Origin of the sequence: Nitrososphaera sp. (assembly GCF_050748925.1) — an archaeon.
GTDB lineage: Archaea > Thermoproteota > Nitrososphaeria > Nitrososphaerales > Nitrososphaeraceae > Nitrososphaera.
On sequence record NZ_JBOGQF010000023.1, the window covers coordinates 1 to 17,302 of the forward strand.

The following is a 17,302-nucleotide window of genomic DNA, read 5'->3' on the forward strand; positions in this document are numbered from 1 at the left end:
GGACGGGCAAGACCGTGACTTCATGCTCGACTGCGATAAAGCTGGCAGAGCATGGCTACAGGACGCTCGTCATATCGGCAGACCCCGCGCACACTCTGAGCGACGCTTTCATGATTAGTGAAATAGACAGTGAGCCGTCTCCGGTGACTGCAAACCTAGAAGCGCAGCAGATCGACCCCGTGGCCGAGATGAGCAGGCAGTACAGCACGATACTGTCGTACATGGCGTCCGTATTTTCGGCCAAGGGGATAGACGAGACGCTCGCATACGAGATTGCGATGCTCCCCGGCATGACGCAGCTGTTTTCGCTCTTGAAAATAGAGGAGGTCTCGCGCACCGGGGCGTATGACGCCATCGTGCTTGACATGCCGGCGTCCGGCGAGGCGCTACGCTACCTGTATTTCCCAAAACTTATTGGCAGCATCGGCCGCAAGCTGAGCGGCCTTGCCGGGCTTTTCTCGGGTTTTGCCAAGGTTTTCCAGCCGCTGGCCAAGATACCAGCGCCAAGCAAGGGCGTGATCAAAAGCGAGCTTGAACTCATAGACCGGCTCGACTCGCTTGCCGCCATCATAAAGGACAACGACTCGACGAGCCTCCGGCTTGTGGCAAATCCGGACACGTTCAGCATAGAAAACGCCAAGAGGGCTTTGATGTCGGCGTCGCTGTACGGCATAAACGTCGACATGGCAGTCGTCAACAAGATAATGGCCAGCTCTACCGACCAGTACTATGAACGGTGGGCGTCTTTTCAGAAAACAAAAGTGGAAGAAGCCAGGGCCAACTTTTACCCCCTGCCCGTCAAGGAAATCCAGCTGTATGCAACAGAGCTGAGGGGCCTGGAGATGCTGTCAAGGCAAGGCGACCAGCTGTTTGGCAAGGACGACCCTGCAGGCGTCTTTTACCGCGGCCAGCCCTACAGGTTTGAAAGTAACGCTCTGTCGATGAGGATGACGGTTGAGGTGCCGTTCTCGGACAGGGACGACTTTTCCATCGAGCGCTACGGCGACCGGCTGACAGTCGTGGTAAAGACGGCCGCGGGGCGCATCGTCAACATCATCCCGCTCCCGGTTGCCGCCGCCAGCATGAAGCTTGCAAAGGCAAAACTGGAAAACAAGCAGTTAATGGTGCTGTTTGAAAAATAATTATGGTATCCACCCGCAAACAGTTTATATAATATTTGCATCCCTCTAGCTCTAGAGTAATATGCCAATAGATCCAGACTTTCCGAGGAATCACCAAACGATTGGGAAGATCAGTCACACCGACGGAGAACACTTCCACTTTTTCTGGGGCCCGGGCAAGGCAGCCGAGGCAGCCGAGAACGAGGATGTAAAGCACGCCTACGAGGCTCGCGGCGAGGAGCTGGTCCCGCTGGGCGTCAGCGGCACAATGGTAGCCATTGACTGGGACTCGTGCGTTGCTGACGGCGCATGCATCGAAGCATGCCCGGTCCAGGTATTCCAGTGGTACAGGACAGAGCACGACGTCCCGGCAAAAGAGGCGACGAGCCAGAACTTTGCAGGCACCGGCAGCTCTGTAAAAGAAGAGCGCAAGGACTACACCGACAAGGCAGACCCCATAAGGGAGCACGACTGCATCTGGTGCATGGCATGCGTTTCAGTGTGCCCGCCGCAGGCAGTAAAGGTTGACCAGAGCAACCTCGAGTTCCACGAAAAGTCTGCAGGCACCTTTAACGAGGCGCTGTCCAAGGGTAGTGCTCCGCCACCGCACGCCCACTAACCTTTCCTTTTTTCCTTTCTTTTTTATTATCCCAGGTTCAACTAGAGGCGTTGCCGGTCGTAGCCGACTCGTACATGGGGATCTTTATGCCGGCCGACATTTCAGGGCGCATAACAAAATTTCTGGCCGGCGAGGCAACTTTTCCGTTCATCGAGAAAAGCGAGATCATTGGCGCGTTCTTTATCTTTGGCAAGGACTATGGCGTGCCGGAAAGCGAGGTAAAGGAGGCAAAGGACTTGGCCAGGAGGACGGTTGAGCAGGCGGCAAAGGACGCTAGGATGTACGCGTCGATGCCGGGAAGGCTCGACCCTGCGTTCACGCGTGAAAATTACACGAAAAGGATGCTGCAGATAGCCGTGGACACAAAGGGCGTCGGCCAGGACGAAATCAACAAGCGCGTGGCAGGCGACCCGGCGATACTGTCCGACTGCTTTGCGCAGCACGTCGCGCATCACAGGCACGACTATTATTTCGAGATCTTTGGGCCCTTCCGGAGGGATCAGGTGCCGTTTCAGCTCCGCAAAAAGCTGGAAGGCAGGATGTTGTTGCTCGGCTATAGCGTCAGGAACGCAAAGGCGCTGCCGTTTGCAAGCTCGCTAGAGCCGTTCTTTGCGTGGCTGTCAAAAGTTTGAATTGTGGTCGACGACGCGCACCATGTGCTTGACGTCCAGCACGACCACGCCCTTTGGCAGGTTTATTGCCAATACGCGTTCCTGCGGCGGGTTGTAGCGCAACACGTGGACGAGCGCGCCCTTGCCCAGCCGCTTGCCGCTCCTCTTTTCAATCACTATCTCGGGATCGTAGAGCGCGTCAAACGTAAAGACGTAGGTGCTGCCCCAGACGTTGACTGAATATTCCACCCTGTAGTAGGGCATCGACATCCTCGGGAACATCAGCGACGTCGCAGCGTGCAGGTTTTCCTCGGCGTCGTGCATCCTGTTGTTGTGGCCGGCGTCGACAAAAGGCACCCGGGCATACACAGTGGAATTGACCGACTTTCTCGTACACAGCGTTTCGTAGCGCTTGAACTCTTCGTCTGGCAGGGTCGCCGGGCCGTACCTGGCGTCGTCGTGCATAGTTATCCGGCGGTTGACGACAAACTTTTCTCCAGATTCGAGCAGCCGGCGGATGTTTTCTACAAACTGGTGCTCGTTGCATTCGTATAATGGCACTAGCCGCCCACGCCCTTGACTACGTGCTTTATCGTGCTTTTCGAGCCGCAGATCGTGATGATGGGGTCTTTGGGCCACGCGTCGCCAATCTCTTCAGAGACGCTGATGGTCTCGTCGCCCCGGGCATACAGGAAGCGCTTCCAGAACTTGCCGTCGGCGACGATGGTCGCGCTGTCCTGCAGCAGAAAGCCGATCTCGGCAAGGCTTGCCTCCACCCGCTCTAGCGGCACAAGCACAGAGATGGACTTTAGCCTCTGCTCGCCCTTTCTCACAGTACTGCAAACGCATTTCAAATATAAAAATCGGTCGCAACGTGCTTGCATAGGCACGATCTTTGTGCGTGCATAACTGCATAATTTGAGCGTGGTCGTGCATAATTGCGCCGGTCCGCCCAGGCACACATCCAGGAAATCTGGGAACGCACGGGACCGTACATCCGGAAATAGCATCTTCAGGGTTTGAATCCCTTTGGGCCCGCTCCCAAACCGCATCAGGCAATTGCTGTTAACGTATAATAGTAAGGCAACAAAACAAATCAGCTGCGCAGACGTGGCAGAGTGGTCCCTCACGTGAGACACAATAATGCGTCGGCCTTGAGTCGGTTACGGCCGGATAGCCGATTTGCCTTCGGGCAATCAGGAGTTCAAATCTCCTCGTCTGCGCCACACTTTCTTATGCCCTTCTTGCCGACTCGCGGTGCTGCCTGCCCTTGACCTTTTGCGTGTGCTCGGCCTTTATCTGCCTGTCGAGGCGCTCTATCAGGCCCTTGGCCGCGGTTATCGGGTCATAGCCGACTGCGTGCGCGTTTATCACGCCGCTCTTGGCCGTTATTAGCCTGCACCTTACGGAATATTTGCGCATCTTGTGCTTGTCCGCATACACTATCACTGACTGGATGTCGCCGAGCTTGCCCTGAATCTTTTTCAGGAATTTTAACAGTTGCTCCTCAATCTCCCTGCGCTCCTGCGCGTCTTCCAGGTGCGCCATGTGGATTGTTGGCTCGCCCTTTTTCGGAAGAATCACTTCCAGCGCATCCTTGGGCGTCACGATGCCCATCGGCCTGCCGTCGCCGGTGATTATGATTTCCTCGCTTTTCTTGAAATTGTCAGCCAGGTCGTTGAGCCGCGTCCCGCGCTCGACTGAAACCGCGCGCCGGGCAATGTCCTTTACTTTCACGTCACCCTTTACCTTGGTCTTGTTGCCGGAAATCCCTGCGGACTTGCTGGTGCGCTCTGTCGGCATTGCGGCGATGGACGCGGCATCAAGTATGTTCATAACGCCCCGCAGCAGGCCTTTTTCGTTTATCACCGGCAGGCGAGAAATGTTGTAGCGCCTCATCTTTGAGACGGCGTCGGCAAGCAGGGTATCTTCTTCGATGACGATGGCACCCGACATCACCTCGTCGACGGTCGCGCCGCCAAAGTCCGCCGTCTGGGCGATGTCAGTCTCGCTCACGATTCCGGCCAGCTTGGCGGTTTTGCCGTCGACGACAGGCAGCGCCCTGTTGCCGCTGCCGATGACCAGCTTGGCGGCCTTTTCGACGTCGTCATCCGGACTTAACGTTGACGTGTTGACGATAAAGCTCTTTAATTTTGAAGTCGGCTGGGCGCTCGACGCCATAAGCCGCTTGGCGAAAACCATGCCAATGTACCTCCCGTTTTCCGCCACGGGGACCTGGTGGATGGACCGGTCGATCATCAGGCTGTAGGCTTTGGCGACCGTGTCCTCCGGCGCGAGGCTTGCAATGTTTGAAACCATGATCTCGGATACTTTCATGATAACATACTCAAGGTCGAGGATTACATTTTAAGCCTTCTCTTGCTACTAGCAGCCTCATATGGACAGGGACCGGCGCCTCGCGCTCATAGCTGCGGCAGCAGTAGCAGTGGCGGCAATAGCGACCTATTTTTTCACGCCTTCAAGCACAATCGTACCGATACCGGAGCCCACGGCGATAAGGAACAACAACACTGGCACTAGCGCCGGGATTGAAGTCATTGCAGACAACCTGGAGGTCCCGTGGGCCGTGGACGTCGCCGGCGACGGGCGGGTCTTTTTCACCGAGCGCGCCGGCAGGATAGGGATAGTCGAAGGCGGAAAAGTGCTAGAGCCGGTATTCATCAAAGTCGAGCAGAACGAGGAGGCCGGCCTGATGGGCCTCGCGCTCCATCCGGACTTTACAAATAATCATTTGCTGTACGTCTACCACACGTATTCAAACGGCACGGGCGTCTACAACAAAGTCGTCGCTCTCACCGAGCGGGACAACAAGATAGTTGGGTCAAAGGCGGTTATTGAGGGGATTCCAGCTGCAGACAGAAACGACGGAGGAAGGATCAAGTTCGGCCCGGACGGCAAGCTGTACGTGGCGACGGGTGACGCCAGGCAGCCTGACCTAGCGCAGGACACGGCCTCACTTGCCGGCAAGGTCCTCCGGCTCAACGACGACGGCACCGTGCCAGGCGACAACCCGTTCCCCGGCTCGCCCGTCTACTCGTACGGCCACCGCAACATCCAGGGGCTCGCGTGGCACCCGCAGACCGGCGAGCTGTACGCAAGCGAGCACGGCGAGTCCGGTAACGACGAGATAAACCTGATAAAGGCAGGCAGGAATTATGGCTGGCCGGCGGAAGAGTGCAATGCAGAGCGGTTTGAAAAGCCCGTCTACTGTTTTAATCCTGTCATCGCGCCGGCAGGCATGACGTTTGCAGCCTCTGACGCGCTGGGGTACCGGGGCGACATACTGCTGTCGGCGCTAAAGGCAAAGCAGCTGCGCCATGTCGACCTTGAAACGGGCAACACCGTCAACGTCCTGACGGGCTTTGGCAGGATACGCGACGTGGTAGAGGCGCCTGACGGGTCGCTCTACGTGCTGACGAGCAACCGCGACGGCAGGGCGATACCCGGGCAGGACGATGACAAGATACTCCGATTACTGCCAACTGGTGATGGCAATCCTTAAAGCTGTGGCTGCTGGACTGGCTGGCACCAAATAGAAAATGATGGCAAGCGAACAAGGTCAAAAGAAGAAAAAGCAGCAACTACCGCAGGAGGATGGCTTTAAGCCGTCGCCTTTTGATTTCGGCCCGTCACTGCAAAAGAAACTCTATGGTGCGGAGGCGATAGCCCACTATAGGCGCAGCAAACTAGTCAGCAAGTTTCTGGAGAGGTGGGCCGCACGGAGGCTTGGCACGGCAAGAACCTATCGCACAAGGCTTGCCAACCTGAGCCTCTACGTCCACAGAGAGTACGACAAGATGGAACTTGATGCGTACGTGGAGCTGCTAAAGGAAGGGAAACTGGACGTTTACGAGGAACTGGCCAACCTCCTTGTGTGGCTGCAGATAAAGAGGCATGAGACGATGAAGATGGCGCCCAGCACAGTGGGGCTGACCATAGTAACAGCCAAAAAGTTCCTTCGGGCATCTGGCGTCAAGATAGAGCGGGACGAATTTATGGACAGGGTTCCCCTGCCAAAAAGGTACACCACGGAGAAGGCGGCTCTGACAAAGGCCGACGTGGCGGCCATCCTCAACGCCTGCAGAGACATCAGGCTCAAGACGGTCGTGCTTTTTTTGGCTAGCACAGGCGCACGGGCCACAGAATCAATGTCCGTCAGGATCAAGGACTTGAAAATTGGCGATGGTATGGAGCAGCCAGCCATAGCCACGTTCAGGCCCGAGACCACCAAGACAGGGGAGGGCCGGACGGTGCCGCTGACAACTGAATGCGTCGCGCAGCTGCAGTTGTGGCTAAAGACAAAGTATAGGCCCCACTACAGCGCAGGCAAGTTCGTCACCCCCGAGATAAAGGAGGCGGACTTGCTGTTTGCGAAATGGCACCCAGACGGCAGCAACCCCGGCGTGCCGATGCTCTATGACACTGTTAGGCACGATTTTAACGATACTTTGGAAATGATAGGCAAGGACCGGTGGGAGTAGACTTTTTTGGCAATGACGGTTCTACCGCATCTGCCACAATCGAAACGGGCTTTGACGTTTGACCCCTCAGCCTTCTCCTTCAGCGCTCCCTCAAGCAACCCCGGTCCCATAAGCGTCACGACGGGAGGAAACACTGTCGTCGTGGATGCAGGCGAAACGGTACAGCAGCTCCTTGTTAGCATAGACATCAAGCCAGACGGCATTCCAAACACGATAAACCTCAAAAAGGATAAGGTAGCAACGGTTGCGCTCCTTGGCAGCTCTACATTCCATGTAGATGCAGTTGACAAGGGCACGCTAAGGTTTGGAGGCAACACATTGCAGCCACCTGTAAAGACTTCTAGCCAAGATGTGAACAACGATTCCATCATGGACTTGGTGATGCAATTCAATGTGCCTCCTCTTGGATTTACTGTTTCAAACACGCAAGGCTGCCTCACTGGGCTGCTGCTTCAGGATGGAACTCCGTTCAAAGGCTGCGATTCAGTAAGGATACTGAACAAGTAGCAGCAACTGCACTAGTCCGTGGACGTCACCTGCCATCACGCCGACAGTCCTGTTGCCGGCTTTTTTTATTTCTCGTATGATGGCGCAACCATTTTCTTTTTTCCTAGAGTCAGAGGATAAGCGGACTCTGCCTCATTATTTATTCTGCGTTCACTTCGTCAATCAATGTAAAACGTCCGAAATGAACGACCTTGTCTATACCCCCGTGTCATAAGGCTGCTTGAATTTGAACCGCTGCTCCAGGCATCGTTAGAGATTTGTGAGAACCATGAAAAGCGACGCCAGAATCGTGTACTCTCGCATCTATCTCTGATGCAGCAGTCATCGCGCGCCGCACCTTCCCAACGGACTCTTCGTTAGAAAGACCCATTTTTCACCCGATTTTGTGATTCCAGTCATAGATTGATGACAAGTTAGGAGGAAGGGGTATTATCTGGTATTATTGACACTCGCATGGATCGGCATACTGAATTTCTCGGTTCTCACCAAGGCCATTCAAGAGCCGGCAGACATACGATTATGAGCGTAGATATGAAAGTAGATTTAGTAAAGCTGCAAAATACAGACTCCCGCCGCAATCATTGTAAAATATTAATCTTAAACTTACCCGGATAGAGTACATAGCTGCATTCGGAACAAAAAGTTGTAGCAATATCCACTTGTCAATAAAGAGTGAATTATTCGAGCCACTTGGTAGAAAAATCTGACTTTTTCTTTTATTGGTGATTGCTTCATTTGCTGAAAAAGGGACTTTCTTTCTCCTACCTATTAGGGATTAGTATAAATATCTAAGAATTATACAACAATCCTAACTATTAACTAGTATTTCCTCTTATTTCAGAAAACATATGAAAATCTGTGTTCCGGAAAAGGATCTGGCTAATTATTTATCATACCGCGTTAGCAAGGCGCTAATGGCTAAATCCGACAGAACGAAAATCGGGTCCGCGGCTGCCGCCGCGATTTTGTTGGCCGGGCTCTTGATAGGTTTTCCGATGACTGCTGCGGTACATGACGACAACCTATTCGAGCTCGGTGGTGTGCAGGCTGCGGACATACTGGGCGACGACAATGCGGCAAACGGTCCTGACTGGGGCTTTGTTGCCGGCACTAGTGACGACGGCCTCTTTAACGCTACTGGCTTTCCCGTTGGGCTGGCTGCATCTGGCGGTATTGACGCACAATTCATCATAGACGACACCTCACAAAAAGGTGCAATTGACAAGACTACCTTCTCTGGCGCTGGAGGCTCTAACAAGAACAACGACCCAATATTTGGTGCGGGAGACACATGGCACTGGGATTCTGGTAACGTGCCTGCAAAGGACGACCTTGTCAATGTCTATGCATATGCAACAGTCAACCCTGCCAACGACCATCTGGTCATCTATGCTGGATTTGAGAGACTTGACCCATCCGGCGACAGCCACATAGACATCGAGTTCCTGCAAGACGACATCGAGCTGGACGAGGCCGTTCCATGCAACGATCCTGGCTCTGACACTACGCCATGTAACTTCACCGGCTCTACAACAAATGGCAGAACTGCGGGTGACCTCATAGTCTCGATGGACTTTACCACAGGCGGAGGCATCGGTGAATTTAGCATCCGCGAGTTTACCGGCACAGAATATGTGTTGGTCGAACCTGCTCTGACAACTGAGGGTTGCGATTCCGGCGACACTGCTTGTGCATTCAACAATGGTGTGAGCATAAACGGCGGTCCATGGGTTAACATCGATAGACAGGGCAACACGATTACAAACATCCCGCAGAACGGCTTCACCGAATTTGGAATAGATGTAACTGGATTGATTGGAGAGGGCGAGGAGATTCCATGCATAACTACATTCATGGGCAAGACCCGTTCATCCCAGTCGTTCACTGCAGAGCTCAAGGACTTTGCCGGGCCGGCAGGCTTTAACATATGCAGCGCAAACATCAGCATTGCACCTGATGATGTCAACGAAGTAGGCGAGCCGCACACCTTTACAGTTGAAGTGAACCAAGACAAACTAGGAGTAGAGACTCCTGCAGTTAACGGCACAATAGTCACCGTCACTTTGACAGACTCGGATGGTGCCGTGAGCGAAGTGATAAGCGACACGTGCGCTGATCCTGGAACGGTAGGAGGAACCTGCAGCATCACATTCACCTCGCAGACTCCGGGCAACGTGACAGGGCATGCCGCTGCGAATGTCACTGTGGATGGCCAGGTAATCCCTGTTCAGACTGATGGCACTGGCAAGAATTCAGGCGACGCTGTCAAGGAATTCATTGGCAGACCCATACTGAAAATCTCAGAGTTTGGATACACCAACGAACCCACGGGAATACCAAAGTCGGGCGTTGTCAATGGTACTGCTACATACACGGCAGTATTGAAGAACTTTGGCAATGCTGCGGCGCTGATGAATGTAACCTTGACAGGAGGAATCCAAGGAGGAGTGTTGAGTAGCGGCTCACTGGAGTATGTGGGCTCGACTGGACCTGCTGGCGTAAGTGAGCCGGTTGCAGGCACAAGCTGCGTTGCTGGCTGCACTGCAACATGGAACGGCGTTCCGTTGGCTGCCGGCGCTACGCAGACTTTCACCATAGCAGTCGAGTACGAGCAGCTTCCTGACGGAACTGTCGTCGAGGGCGACCTGACAGTAGAATACAAGACAAATGTATCGGGCAGCAGCTTGACGCGCACAGCCTCCGGGTCACCGGCAACCATCCTCTTCACTGTGCAGAGCGACTGACATAGACAAGGCGGCTGTGATGCCGCCCCTTCTCCTTTTTCTTTTCTGTTCTTATTGGTTATGCCAGGGATAATTTCGTCTGTTGTTAGTGTGTGGCAAACGATGTATGCATCGTGTGATTGCAATCACCAGCTCATACATATCTAGAGCTCATGCTCAGCAAATACGAGTACTGCAAGGTCACAGAGATAGACTGCATAACGCTTTATACTCATTCTCAATGCGGAGTGCCCATGCAACCCAAAAACCGTAGCACAAAATGGGCCATGGTCATGACTGCACTTGTCGCCATGTTGGCGGTTAGTACAATTTCTTTGGTCATGGCGCCTTCTACTGCAGAAGCAGCAAGGAGAGGTTCATACGTCTATGCAAAGATGATAACAACAACTTCTAACATTGAAGGTATCGGCGCAGAAGACAGAGTCTACTTCGCCTGGGAAAGCAGCAAGCCGCTCAGGATAAATGTTTCAGACCCTGTGACAGGCCAGGTTACTCTTGCAGAGGCCGGCAATGTGACGGTAAATAACAACAGCGAATCAAAAGTAGTGACCATCAAGGCCACCATTACCAAGTCGGGCATAGGCGGACTGCAAGTTGGCAACGTCGTGACATACACGTCCGACCTTGTCGCAAAGACTGCAACCTTTGTAAACGAGAGCACGGGTCAATCGGCGAGCGGCGAGGCGATTTACGCTAACATCGGCTCGACGAGCAGGTAGGCAGTAACTGGCCTGAACAGCCTGTGGCCTGTCTTTTTCCTTTTTTCTTTTTGCCTATTTTTAGTCGAATTTCTGTACTGCCATATGGCGCCGCAGTATGTGAGCATTAGGCAGTATAGAGGGTTGCCTTTTGAACAAAGTGCGCCCATCGCGTGTGCTTTTCACGTCATCCTCACGGACAATCCATTAGAAATCCCATTTTTGACCTGATTTTGTGATTCCAGTCATGGATTGATGACAAGATTTTAAGGGTGACAAACCCCTAGCTGGCTGGATGAGAAAGTTCTACGAGATGGGCAGGGAGGAGCGGCTCGCCTTTCTAAAGGACTCGGCCGGGCTCTCTGATGAGGAGGCGACCGCGTTTGGCAGCGCGCTTGCGTTTGACGACGCAAACCGGATGGTCGAAAACGCCGTAGGCATAATGTCCATCCCCCTAGGCATCGCCACCAACTTTGTCATAAACGGCGTGGAGCGATTGATTCCGATGGCTATAGAGGAGCCGTCGGTGATAGCGGCCGCGAGCAAGGCCGCCAAGATAGCAAGGATAAACGGCGGCTTTACTGCCGAGGCCGGCAAATCCCTGATGACAGGGCAGGTGCAGGTAGTATCGATAAAAAACGTAGCGCTTGCAAGGCGCAGGGTGCTTGCAAAAAGAAAAGAGCTGCTGGCTATAGCCAACGCAAAGAGCAGGTCCGTCAAGGCGGTGGGCATGCAAGCGCGCGTGGTGCGCGACTCCAGCAAAAACAAGATGGGCCAGATGCTCGTAGTCGAGCTAATAATCGACACCAGGGACGCGATGGGCGCAAACGCGGTGAACACAATGTGCGAGGCGATAGCGCCAAGGGTCGCCGAAATAGCAGAGGGCGACGTCGTGCTAAAGATATTGTCCAACTATGCGACGCGGCGCGTCACGAAATGCAGGGCAGTTTTTGACAGGGAGGAGCTTGGAGGCAAAGAGGTAGTCGAGCGCATATTGCACGCATACGCGCTTGCCTACTCGGACGTCTACCGCGCCGTGACTCACAACAAGGGCGTCATGAACGGCGTCGACGCGGTGGCGCTGGCGACGGGGCAGGACTTTCGCGCAATAGAGGCTGGGGCGCACGCCTACGCGGCAAGGGACGGCACCTACCGGTCGCTGACGCGCTGGTGGCGCGGCAAGGGGGGCGACCTTGCCGGCGAAATTGAAATGCCGCTGGCGGTGGGCACCGTGGGCGGCGTGGCAAACGTGCACCCTACCGCCAGGACGGCGTTGAAGGTGCTTGGGGTAAAGAGCGCGCAAGAGCTAGCAATGGCGATGGCGGCTGCAGGGCTTGCGCAGAACCTGTCGGCAATCCGGGCGCTAGCGTCAGAGGGCATACAAAAAGGCCACATGCGGCTGCACGCCCGCAACATTGCTGCAATGGCCGGCGCCAAGGGCGGTGAAATAGACGCTGTCGCCAAAAAGATAGCCGACGAGGGCGCAGTCAATGTCGATGCTGCAAAAAAGGCCCTGTCAGGCGTCAGGCAAGCGTCTGCTCGATGAACCTGGCATAGGCCTCCCTTGGCGCTGCCCCCACCGTCCTGCCTATCTCCTTGCCGCCTTTGAACAGCAGAAGAGACGGTATCGACCAGACGCCGTACCTCGCGGCTATCTCGGGGCTCTCGTCCACGTTGACCTTGGCGACTTTAACCCTGCCCTCCAGCGCCTGCGACAGCTGCTCGACAGCAGGCCCGACCATCCTGCACGGGCCGCACCACTCGGCCCAGAAATCGACAAAGACCGGCAGTTCTGACTCCAGAACTTCTGAATTCCAGGTCTCGCTTGTTGCGTGTATCATCGAGATATTATAGTGATATTGCGATAATAACCAGCAAGTATTGAAAAACCCGGTCACACCTGCTACAAGATATATATGCACTCCAGCTTCTTGCAAAAAGCAATGCCTACGGTGAAATTTGCGGTTCCAAAGGGTAGCATAGAGGAAGTCACATTCAAGTTTTTAGAGCAGGCCTACCAGACCGTGAGCGGTCGGGGGCGCACCTACAGGGTAAAGCTGTCAGACCCCGAGATAGACGTGAAAATCCTGCGGCCGCAAGAGATACCGACCTACGTCCAGGAAGGTTTCTACGACGTTGGCATCACGGGCCGCGACTGGATACTGGAAGCCAAGGCCGACGTCGAGGTACTCCTTGATTTAGAGATAGGCAAGGTAAAGCAGGTTATTGCGGTCCCCACGAGTTTTCCGTATGACAACCTGGAGGAGATGGTGGCCCACTTTGCGAAAAAGGGCAGGACGCTGAGGTTTTCGTCCGAATATTTGACGACTACCGCCGCATACATCAAGGCGACAAAGGCGTACAAAAAAGCGTACGGCGACAAGGACCCGATGATAATAACGCCGTGGCTGCGCGTCGGCAACAACAAGGCAGTCGAGATATTCCTCTCGTTTGGCGCGACAGAGGCCAAGCCGCCAGAGGACGTAGACGCGATTTTTGACATCACCGAGACCGGCACGACGCTGACCCAGAACAACTTGAAGATAATCGACACCGTCGCGACCTCGACTGCCGTGCTGGTCGCCAACAAAAAGGCGCTAAAGAATGCGGCAAAAAGGGAAAAGATAGCAGACATGATAGCCCTGCTGAGGGGCGTAGTCGAGGCCAGGAAAAAGCTGCACGTGTTTGTCAACGTGAAAAAGGAGAACCTCGACAAGCTGCTAAAAGAGCTGCCGGCGCTCAAGAGGCCGACCATCAGCCCGCTCTCTGAAGAAGGCTGGTACGGCGTCAACACCGTGATTGACAAGAACGAGTTCATCAGGATCGTCCCCAAGATGAGAAAGCTCGCGCAGGGGCTCGTGGTCCTGGAGCCGAGGCAGATACTGCCCCTTGAAGAGGTAAACCTGGACGGATATTCATAATGAAGGTCGTAAACGTCGGCGAGCCGGCCGCCGAGGCTGCGCGGCTGCGCAGATCAAACGCGATTTCAGACGCGCTGATGGAGCAGGCGAGGGCGGTGATGCGCGACGTTGCAGAGGGCGGCGACAGGGCGCTCCTCGATTATACAGAGAAATTTGACGGCGTGAGGCTTGCGTCAATAAAAGTAACAAAGGAGGAGTTCAGGGACGCATACGCCAAGGCGACAAAAGAGCAGGTAAAGGCGCTAAAGATGATGAAGGCACGGTTGGAAAAGAGCGAGCTTGCGCTGCTCAAGAGGCTGCGCAACATTGTCGTCAGGTCAGACGGGGTAAAGATAGAGCGCGTGGCGCAGCCAATCGCAAGCGTCGGCTGCTACATCCCCGGCGGCAAGGCGAGGTACCCGAGCACGGTCGTAATGTGCGCGGTCCCGGCCAAAGTAGCGGGCGTAAAAAGAATAGTCGCCATTTCGCCCCCGACAAGGGACGGCTCCATCGACGCGCTGACGCTCGTCGCGGCGGACATTTGCGGCGTCGACGAGTTTTACAAGGCAGGAGGCGCGCAGGGCATAGCGGCTCTTGCGTACGGCACGCAGACAGTCAGGCAGGTCAGCAAGATAGTGGGCCCCGGCGGCATGTACGTGACGGCGGCAAAACTCGCCGCGTCAGGCGCAGTGTCGACGGACATGGTGGCAGGGCCGACAGAGCTGATCGTTTATGCTGACCAGAGCGCGGACCCGCGCCTGGTGGCAGTCGACCTGATATCGCAGGCAGAGCACAGTCCCGACACGGTTTGCGGGCTGGTGACGGCCTCTGAAGAGCTGGCGCTAAAAGTGAGGTCTGAGGTCGAGGCCATTTCAAAGGGCGCCGCCCGCTCTGACATTATAATAAAAAGCATGGGCGACAACGGCTTTGCAGCAGTCTGCAGGGACGAAAAGGCCTGCGTCGAGTTTGTGAACGAGTTTGCCCCCGAGCACCTTGAAATCATCGCCAAGAGGCCGGAGGCGGTGGCGAAAAAGATAGAGTCGGCAGGCCTCGTGCTCATCGGCCCGGACGCGCCGTCGTCTGCAAGCGACTATTGCCTCGGCTCTAACCACGTGCTGCCGACGCTGGGGTTTGGCAAGTCGCGCTCTTCGCTGTCGGTGCTCGACTTTGTCAAGGTGACGAGCAGGGTCACGGTGACAAGAAAGGGCCTGGCAAAGGTAGACAGGGCAGTCAAGGAGATAGCCACCGCAGAGGGCCTGCCCAACCACTACGAGGCAGTGAAGGCGAGGAGGAGGAAGGCAAAAAAATGAAGCTGGCCAAAGAGATAGGCAGGATATCGAGGCTCGACAGGTACAAAAGGCCGGAAAAGGTCAAGGGCGCGGCAAAGCTGGACTCGAACGAGAATTTTGCCCTTGACAGCGAGTTTATTGCGAAAATCGCGGCCGAGGCCGCAAGGGGCGCCGACCTGCGCGAATACCCGCTGGACGAGCTCGGCCATCTTTACGGGCAGCTGGCAAAATACATAGGCATCAGCGAAAAATACATCGGCGTCGGCTCGGGGTCTGACCAGATAATCGAGCTCTTGCTTGCGACCCTCGCGGGCAGGGGGAGCAGGGCAATTGTGTTTGTCCCGACGTTTTCCTACTTTATCGACAGGTGCGAGCTCAACGGAATCAGAGTCGACGAGGTCCCGCTCGGCAAGGATTTCGAGCTGGACGCCCGAAAGTTTGTCAGGCGCGCAAAAAAGGCCGACCTTGTCTACATCTGCTCGCCAAACAACCCGACCGGCAACCAGCTGGACAAAAAGACAGTGCAATACATCATCGACTCGCTCAGGGGCAAGCTCATTCTCGTCGACGAGGCGTACGCCGACTTTGCAGGCTACTCGCTTGCCCGTGAAGCTACAAGACGCGATAACGTGGTCGTCCTGCGCACGCTTTCAAAGGCGTTTGGGCTTGCAGGGGCCCGGGTGGGCTATATGGTGACGAACAGGAAACTTGCCGGCGCCTTCAAGTCGACTATACAGTCGCCTTACCCGATAAGCACGCTTTCGCTCACGATCGCTACTAGGGTCCTTGAAAGGTCGGCGCAGGTCAAAAAGACCATTGAAGAAGTCAAGGCAGAGCGAAAAAGGGTGTTTGACAGGCTGGCGCAGGTCGACGGGATAAAGACGTACAGGTCAGACGCCAACTTCCTGTTTATCGAGACAGGCAAGAGATACAGGGCTATAGCAAAAGAGCTTGAAAAAGAGGGCATCATCGTCAGGCTTCTTGGCAGCGCCGCAGGCCACTCTGGCTGCATGCGCGTCGCGATAGGGACCCGCGAGATGAACGACAGGTTCCTCTCGTGCGTCGAAAGGGCTGTTGTTGCCTGATGTTTGACTGCGCGCTCTTTGACATTGACGGAGTGCTTGTCGACATACGCAAGTCGTACAACGAGGCGATAAAAAAGACAGTCGAGTTTGTGCTCGGCCGCGCGGGCGTGAAATGCCGCGGCCTTGTCACGGACCAGCTCATCCTGCGGTTCCGGCAGGCCGGCGGCTTTAACAACGACGCCGACACCAGCTATGCGATCGCGCTGGCTGCCCTTGCAAACCCGCAGGGCGTGGCTGCCGCGCGCAGGTTCCTGTTCAAAGTCGCAGATAATGCGGACGAGACCGGCATACTGTCGGTGGAAAAGTTCCTTGCAAAGTATGACCTCAGCAAGCACAAGGAAACGCTGGCGTACCCCGCGCCCGTCAAGGACAGCTACATAGGAAGGGTGTTTGACGAATTGTTTTACGGCCCCGCTCTCTTTAAAAAGCAGAACGGCGTTGCGCCAAAATACTGCAAGCCGGGCAGGCCGCTCATCGCAAACGACAGGCTTGCTGTCAGCAAGGGCACGATGAAAGTACTGCAAGAAAAGCTTGGGGACCTTGGCATCGTTTCCGGCAGGAGCAGGCTGGCGGCAGAATATTCGCTGTCGCCTATCATGCAATATTTCAATCCTGACGCGTGCGTCTTTCTCGAAGACGAAAAGAGGGAGTACGCCAAGCCCAACCCGTACGCGGTGAGAAAGGCAATGTCGGCGATTGGGGCCAAGAGCGCGCTGTACGCCGGCGACTCGGCGGAGGACATGATGATGGCCCGGCGCGCGCAAAAAGAGGCAGGCTATTCGATAGCGTTTGTCGGCATCTATGGCCACAGCCCGCAGCCTGCAAGGACTGTCAGGCAGTTTCGGGAGCAGGGCGCAGACGCAATAGCCAGAAACGTCGACTTTCTTCCAAAGATGATACAGGGACCGGTCTTCGCCACTTTTAAATAAAGTAAAGCCAGCCTAGATTTTATGGCCTCTGCAGCAAGAAAGGCGAGGATTGTGAGGGAGACCAAGGAAACTTCGGTCACCGTAGAGGTCAACATTGACGGCAGCGGCAACGCCAGGGCCAAAACTGGCATCCCGTTCATCGACCACCTCATCGTGTCTGTCGGCAAGCACTCGATGATTGACATTTCACTGGCCGGCAAGTCAAACGACGGCATCGTGCACCACCTCGCCGAAGACGTCGCTATCGCATTGTCGCAGACGATAGACAAGGCCCTCAGCGACAGGTCAAGGATAGTG

General features: G+C 55.2%; 17 protein-coding genes, 1 tRNA gene and 1 pseudogene. 15 read left to right on the plus strand and 4 right to left on the minus strand.

The window, feature by feature from the left end; genetic code table 11:
* From ACREAY_RS03305 to ACREAY_RS03315, 3 genes are all read left to right on the plus strand, one after another.
* The coding region (locus ACREAY_RS03305; protein WP_431754341.1) for a TRC40/GET3/ArsA family transport-energizing ATPase at window positions 1-1,142 on the plus strand (1,142 nt) is incomplete at its 5' end.
* A gap of 61 nt (window positions 1,143-1,203) precedes the next feature.
* The gene (locus ACREAY_RS03310; protein ID WP_431754342.1) at window positions 1,204-1,740 is read left to right on the plus strand and encodes a 4Fe-4S dicluster domain-containing protein; all 537 of its coding nucleotides are present in this window, start codon (window positions 1,204-1,206) and stop codon (window positions 1,738-1,740) included.
* Between the two features lie 50 nt (window positions 1,741-1,790).
* A complete protein-coding gene (locus ACREAY_RS03315) occupies window positions 1,791-2,372 on the plus strand; it encodes a hypothetical protein (protein ID WP_431754343.1) in 582 nt (193 codons plus the stop codon).
* Here ACREAY_RS03315 and ACREAY_RS03320 read toward each other — a convergent pair.
* The gene (locus ACREAY_RS03320) at window positions 2,361-2,912 is read right to left on the minus strand and encodes a hypothetical protein (RefSeq protein ID WP_431754344.1); all 552 of its coding nucleotides are present in this window, start codon (window positions 2,910-2,912) and stop codon (window positions 2,361-2,363) included. The genes ACREAY_RS03315 and ACREAY_RS03320 overlap by 12 nt on opposite strands.
* Window positions 2,912-3,184, minus strand: a complete 273-nt coding sequence (locus tag ACREAY_RS03325; protein WP_431754345.1) for a hypothetical protein — start codon at window positions 3,182-3,184, stop codon at window positions 2,912-2,914. Before ACREAY_RS03325 ends, ACREAY_RS03320 begins: the two co-directional genes overlap by 1 nt.
* Before the next feature lie 271 nt (window positions 3,185-3,455).
* Here ACREAY_RS03325 and ACREAY_RS03330 point away from each other — a divergent pair.
* A tRNA-Ser gene (locus ACREAY_RS03330) sits at window positions 3,456-3,577 on the plus strand.
* A 7-nt stretch (window positions 3,578-3,584) separates the two neighbouring features.
* Here ACREAY_RS03330 and ACREAY_RS03335 read toward each other — a convergent pair.
* Complete coding sequence (locus tag ACREAY_RS03335) at window positions 3,585-4,688, minus strand: CBS domain-containing protein (RefSeq protein WP_431754346.1); 1,104 nt, start codon at window positions 4,686-4,688, stop codon at window positions 3,585-3,587.
* Between the two features lie 61 nt (window positions 4,689-4,749).
* Here ACREAY_RS03335 and ACREAY_RS03340 point away from each other — a divergent pair, with 61 nt between their 5' ends.
* The 6 genes from ACREAY_RS03340 (at window position 4,750) to ACREAY_RS03365 (ending at window position 12,348) form a co-directional block, all read left to right on the plus strand.
* The gene (locus ACREAY_RS03340) at window positions 4,750-5,874 is read left to right on the plus strand and encodes a PQQ-dependent sugar dehydrogenase (protein WP_431754347.1); all 1,125 of its coding nucleotides are present in this window, start codon (window positions 4,750-4,752) and stop codon (window positions 5,872-5,874) included.
* A 37-nt stretch (window positions 5,875-5,911) separates the two neighbouring features.
* Window positions 5,912-6,853: a tyrosine-type recombinase/integrase gene (locus ACREAY_RS03345; protein ID WP_431754348.1), complete on the plus strand. Its 942-nt coding sequence runs from the start codon at window positions 5,912-5,914 to the stop codon at window positions 6,851-6,853.
* A 51-nt stretch (window positions 6,854-6,904) separates the two neighbouring features.
* On the plus strand, window positions 6,905-7,360 hold the full coding sequence (locus ACREAY_RS03350; RefSeq protein WP_431754349.1) for a hypothetical protein: 456 nt from the start codon (window positions 6,905-6,907) through the stop codon (window positions 7,358-7,360).
* Window positions 7,361-8,274: 914 nt separating this feature from the next.
* Window positions 8,275-10,104: a hypothetical protein gene (locus tag ACREAY_RS03355; RefSeq protein ID WP_431754350.1), complete on the plus strand. Its 1,830-nt coding sequence runs from the start codon at window positions 8,275-8,277 to the stop codon at window positions 10,102-10,104.
* A gap of 320 nt (window positions 10,105-10,424) precedes the next feature.
* Window positions 10,425-10,823: a hypothetical protein gene (locus ACREAY_RS03360; protein WP_431754351.1), complete on the plus strand. Its 399-nt coding sequence runs from the start codon at window positions 10,425-10,427 to the stop codon at window positions 10,821-10,823.
* Between the two features lie 274 nt (window positions 10,824-11,097).
* Window positions 11,098-12,348, plus strand: coding sequence for a hydroxymethylglutaryl-CoA reductase, degradative (locus ACREAY_RS03365; protein ID WP_431754352.1), 1,251 nt, complete (start codon window positions 11,098-11,100; stop codon window positions 12,346-12,348).
* Here ACREAY_RS03365 and trxA read toward each other — a convergent pair.
* The gene (gene trxA / locus ACREAY_RS03370) at window positions 12,326-12,643 is read right to left on the minus strand and encodes a thioredoxin (protein WP_431754353.1); all 318 of its coding nucleotides are present in this window, start codon (window positions 12,641-12,643) and stop codon (window positions 12,326-12,328) included. The genes ACREAY_RS03365 and trxA overlap by 23 nt on opposite strands.
* Window positions 12,644-12,745: 102 nt before the next feature.
* Between trxA and hisG the strand changes: the two genes are divergently transcribed.
* From hisG to ACREAY_RS03395, 5 genes and pseudogenes are all read left to right on the plus strand, one after another.
* On the plus strand, window positions 12,746-13,723 hold the full coding sequence (gene hisG, locus ACREAY_RS03375) for an ATP phosphoribosyltransferase (protein ID WP_431754354.1): 978 nt from the start codon (window positions 12,746-12,748) through the stop codon (window positions 13,721-13,723).
* Complete coding sequence (gene hisD, locus ACREAY_RS03380) at window positions 13,723-15,012, plus strand: histidinol dehydrogenase (RefSeq protein WP_431754355.1); 1,290 nt, start codon at window positions 13,723-13,725, stop codon at window positions 15,010-15,012. The genes hisG and hisD overlap by 1 nt, the downstream gene beginning before the upstream one ends.
* Window positions 15,009-16,076 carry a histidinol-phosphate transaminase gene (gene hisC / locus ACREAY_RS03385; protein ID WP_431754356.1) on the plus strand — a complete coding sequence of 356 codons (1,068 nt, stop codon included), beginning with the start codon at window positions 15,009-15,011 and terminating at the stop codon, window positions 16,074-16,076. Before hisD ends, hisC begins: the two co-directional genes overlap by 4 nt.
* Window positions 16,076-17,005: an HAD family hydrolase gene (locus ACREAY_RS03390; RefSeq protein ID WP_431754357.1), complete on the plus strand. Its 930-nt coding sequence runs from the start codon at window positions 16,076-16,078 to the stop codon at window positions 17,003-17,005. Before hisC ends, ACREAY_RS03390 begins: the two co-directional genes overlap by 1 nt.
* A 21-nt stretch (window positions 17,006-17,026) precedes the next feature.
* Window positions 17,027-17,302, plus strand: a pseudogene (locus ACREAY_RS03395) (imidazoleglycerol-phosphate dehydratase); the annotation flags it as partial.

Bases quoted from the DNA above. Each gene is read 5' to 3' on its own strand.
- ACREAY_RS03360 (WP_431754351.1), top strand. From the start codon at position 10,425: ATGGCGCCTTCTACTGCAGAAGCAGCAAGGAGAGGTTCATACGTCTAT.
- hisC (WP_431754356.1), top strand. From the start codon at position 15,009: ATGAAGCTGGCCAAAGAGATAGGCAGGATATCGAGGCTCGACAGGTAC.
- ACREAY_RS03340 (WP_431754347.1), top strand. From the start codon at position 4,750: ATGGACAGGGACCGGCGCCTCGCGCTCATAGCTGCGGCAGCAGTAGCA.
- ACREAY_RS03390 (WP_431754357.1), top strand. From the start codon at position 16,076: ATGTTTGACTGCGCGCTCTTTGACATTGACGGAGTGCTTGTCGACATA.
- ACREAY_RS03365 (WP_431754352.1), top strand. From the start codon at position 11,098: ATGAGAAAGTTCTACGAGATGGGCAGGGAGGAGCGGCTCGCCTTTCTA.
- hisG (WP_431754354.1), top strand. From the start codon at position 12,746: ATGCCTACGGTGAAATTTGCGGTTCCAAAGGGTAGCATAGAGGAAGTC.
- ACREAY_RS03345 (WP_431754348.1), top strand. From the start codon at position 5,912: ATGATGGCAAGCGAACAAGGTCAAAAGAAGAAAAAGCAGCAACTACCG.
- hisD (WP_431754355.1), top strand. From the start codon at position 13,723: ATGAAGGTCGTAAACGTCGGCGAGCCGGCCGCCGAGGCTGCGCGGCTG.
- trxA (WP_431754353.1), bottom strand. From the start codon at position 12,643: ATGATACACGCAACAAGCGAGACCTGGAATTCAGAAGTTCTGGAGTCA.
- ACREAY_RS03335 (WP_431754346.1), bottom strand. From the start codon at position 4,688: ATGAAAGTATCCGAGATCATGGTTTCAAACATTGCAAGCCTCGCGCCG.
- ACREAY_RS03355 (WP_431754350.1), top strand. From the start codon at position 8,275: ATGGCTAAATCCGACAGAACGAAAATCGGGTCCGCGGCTGCCGCCGCG.
- ACREAY_RS03310 (WP_431754342.1), top strand. From the start codon at position 1,204: ATGCCAATAGATCCAGACTTTCCGAGGAATCACCAAACGATTGGGAAG.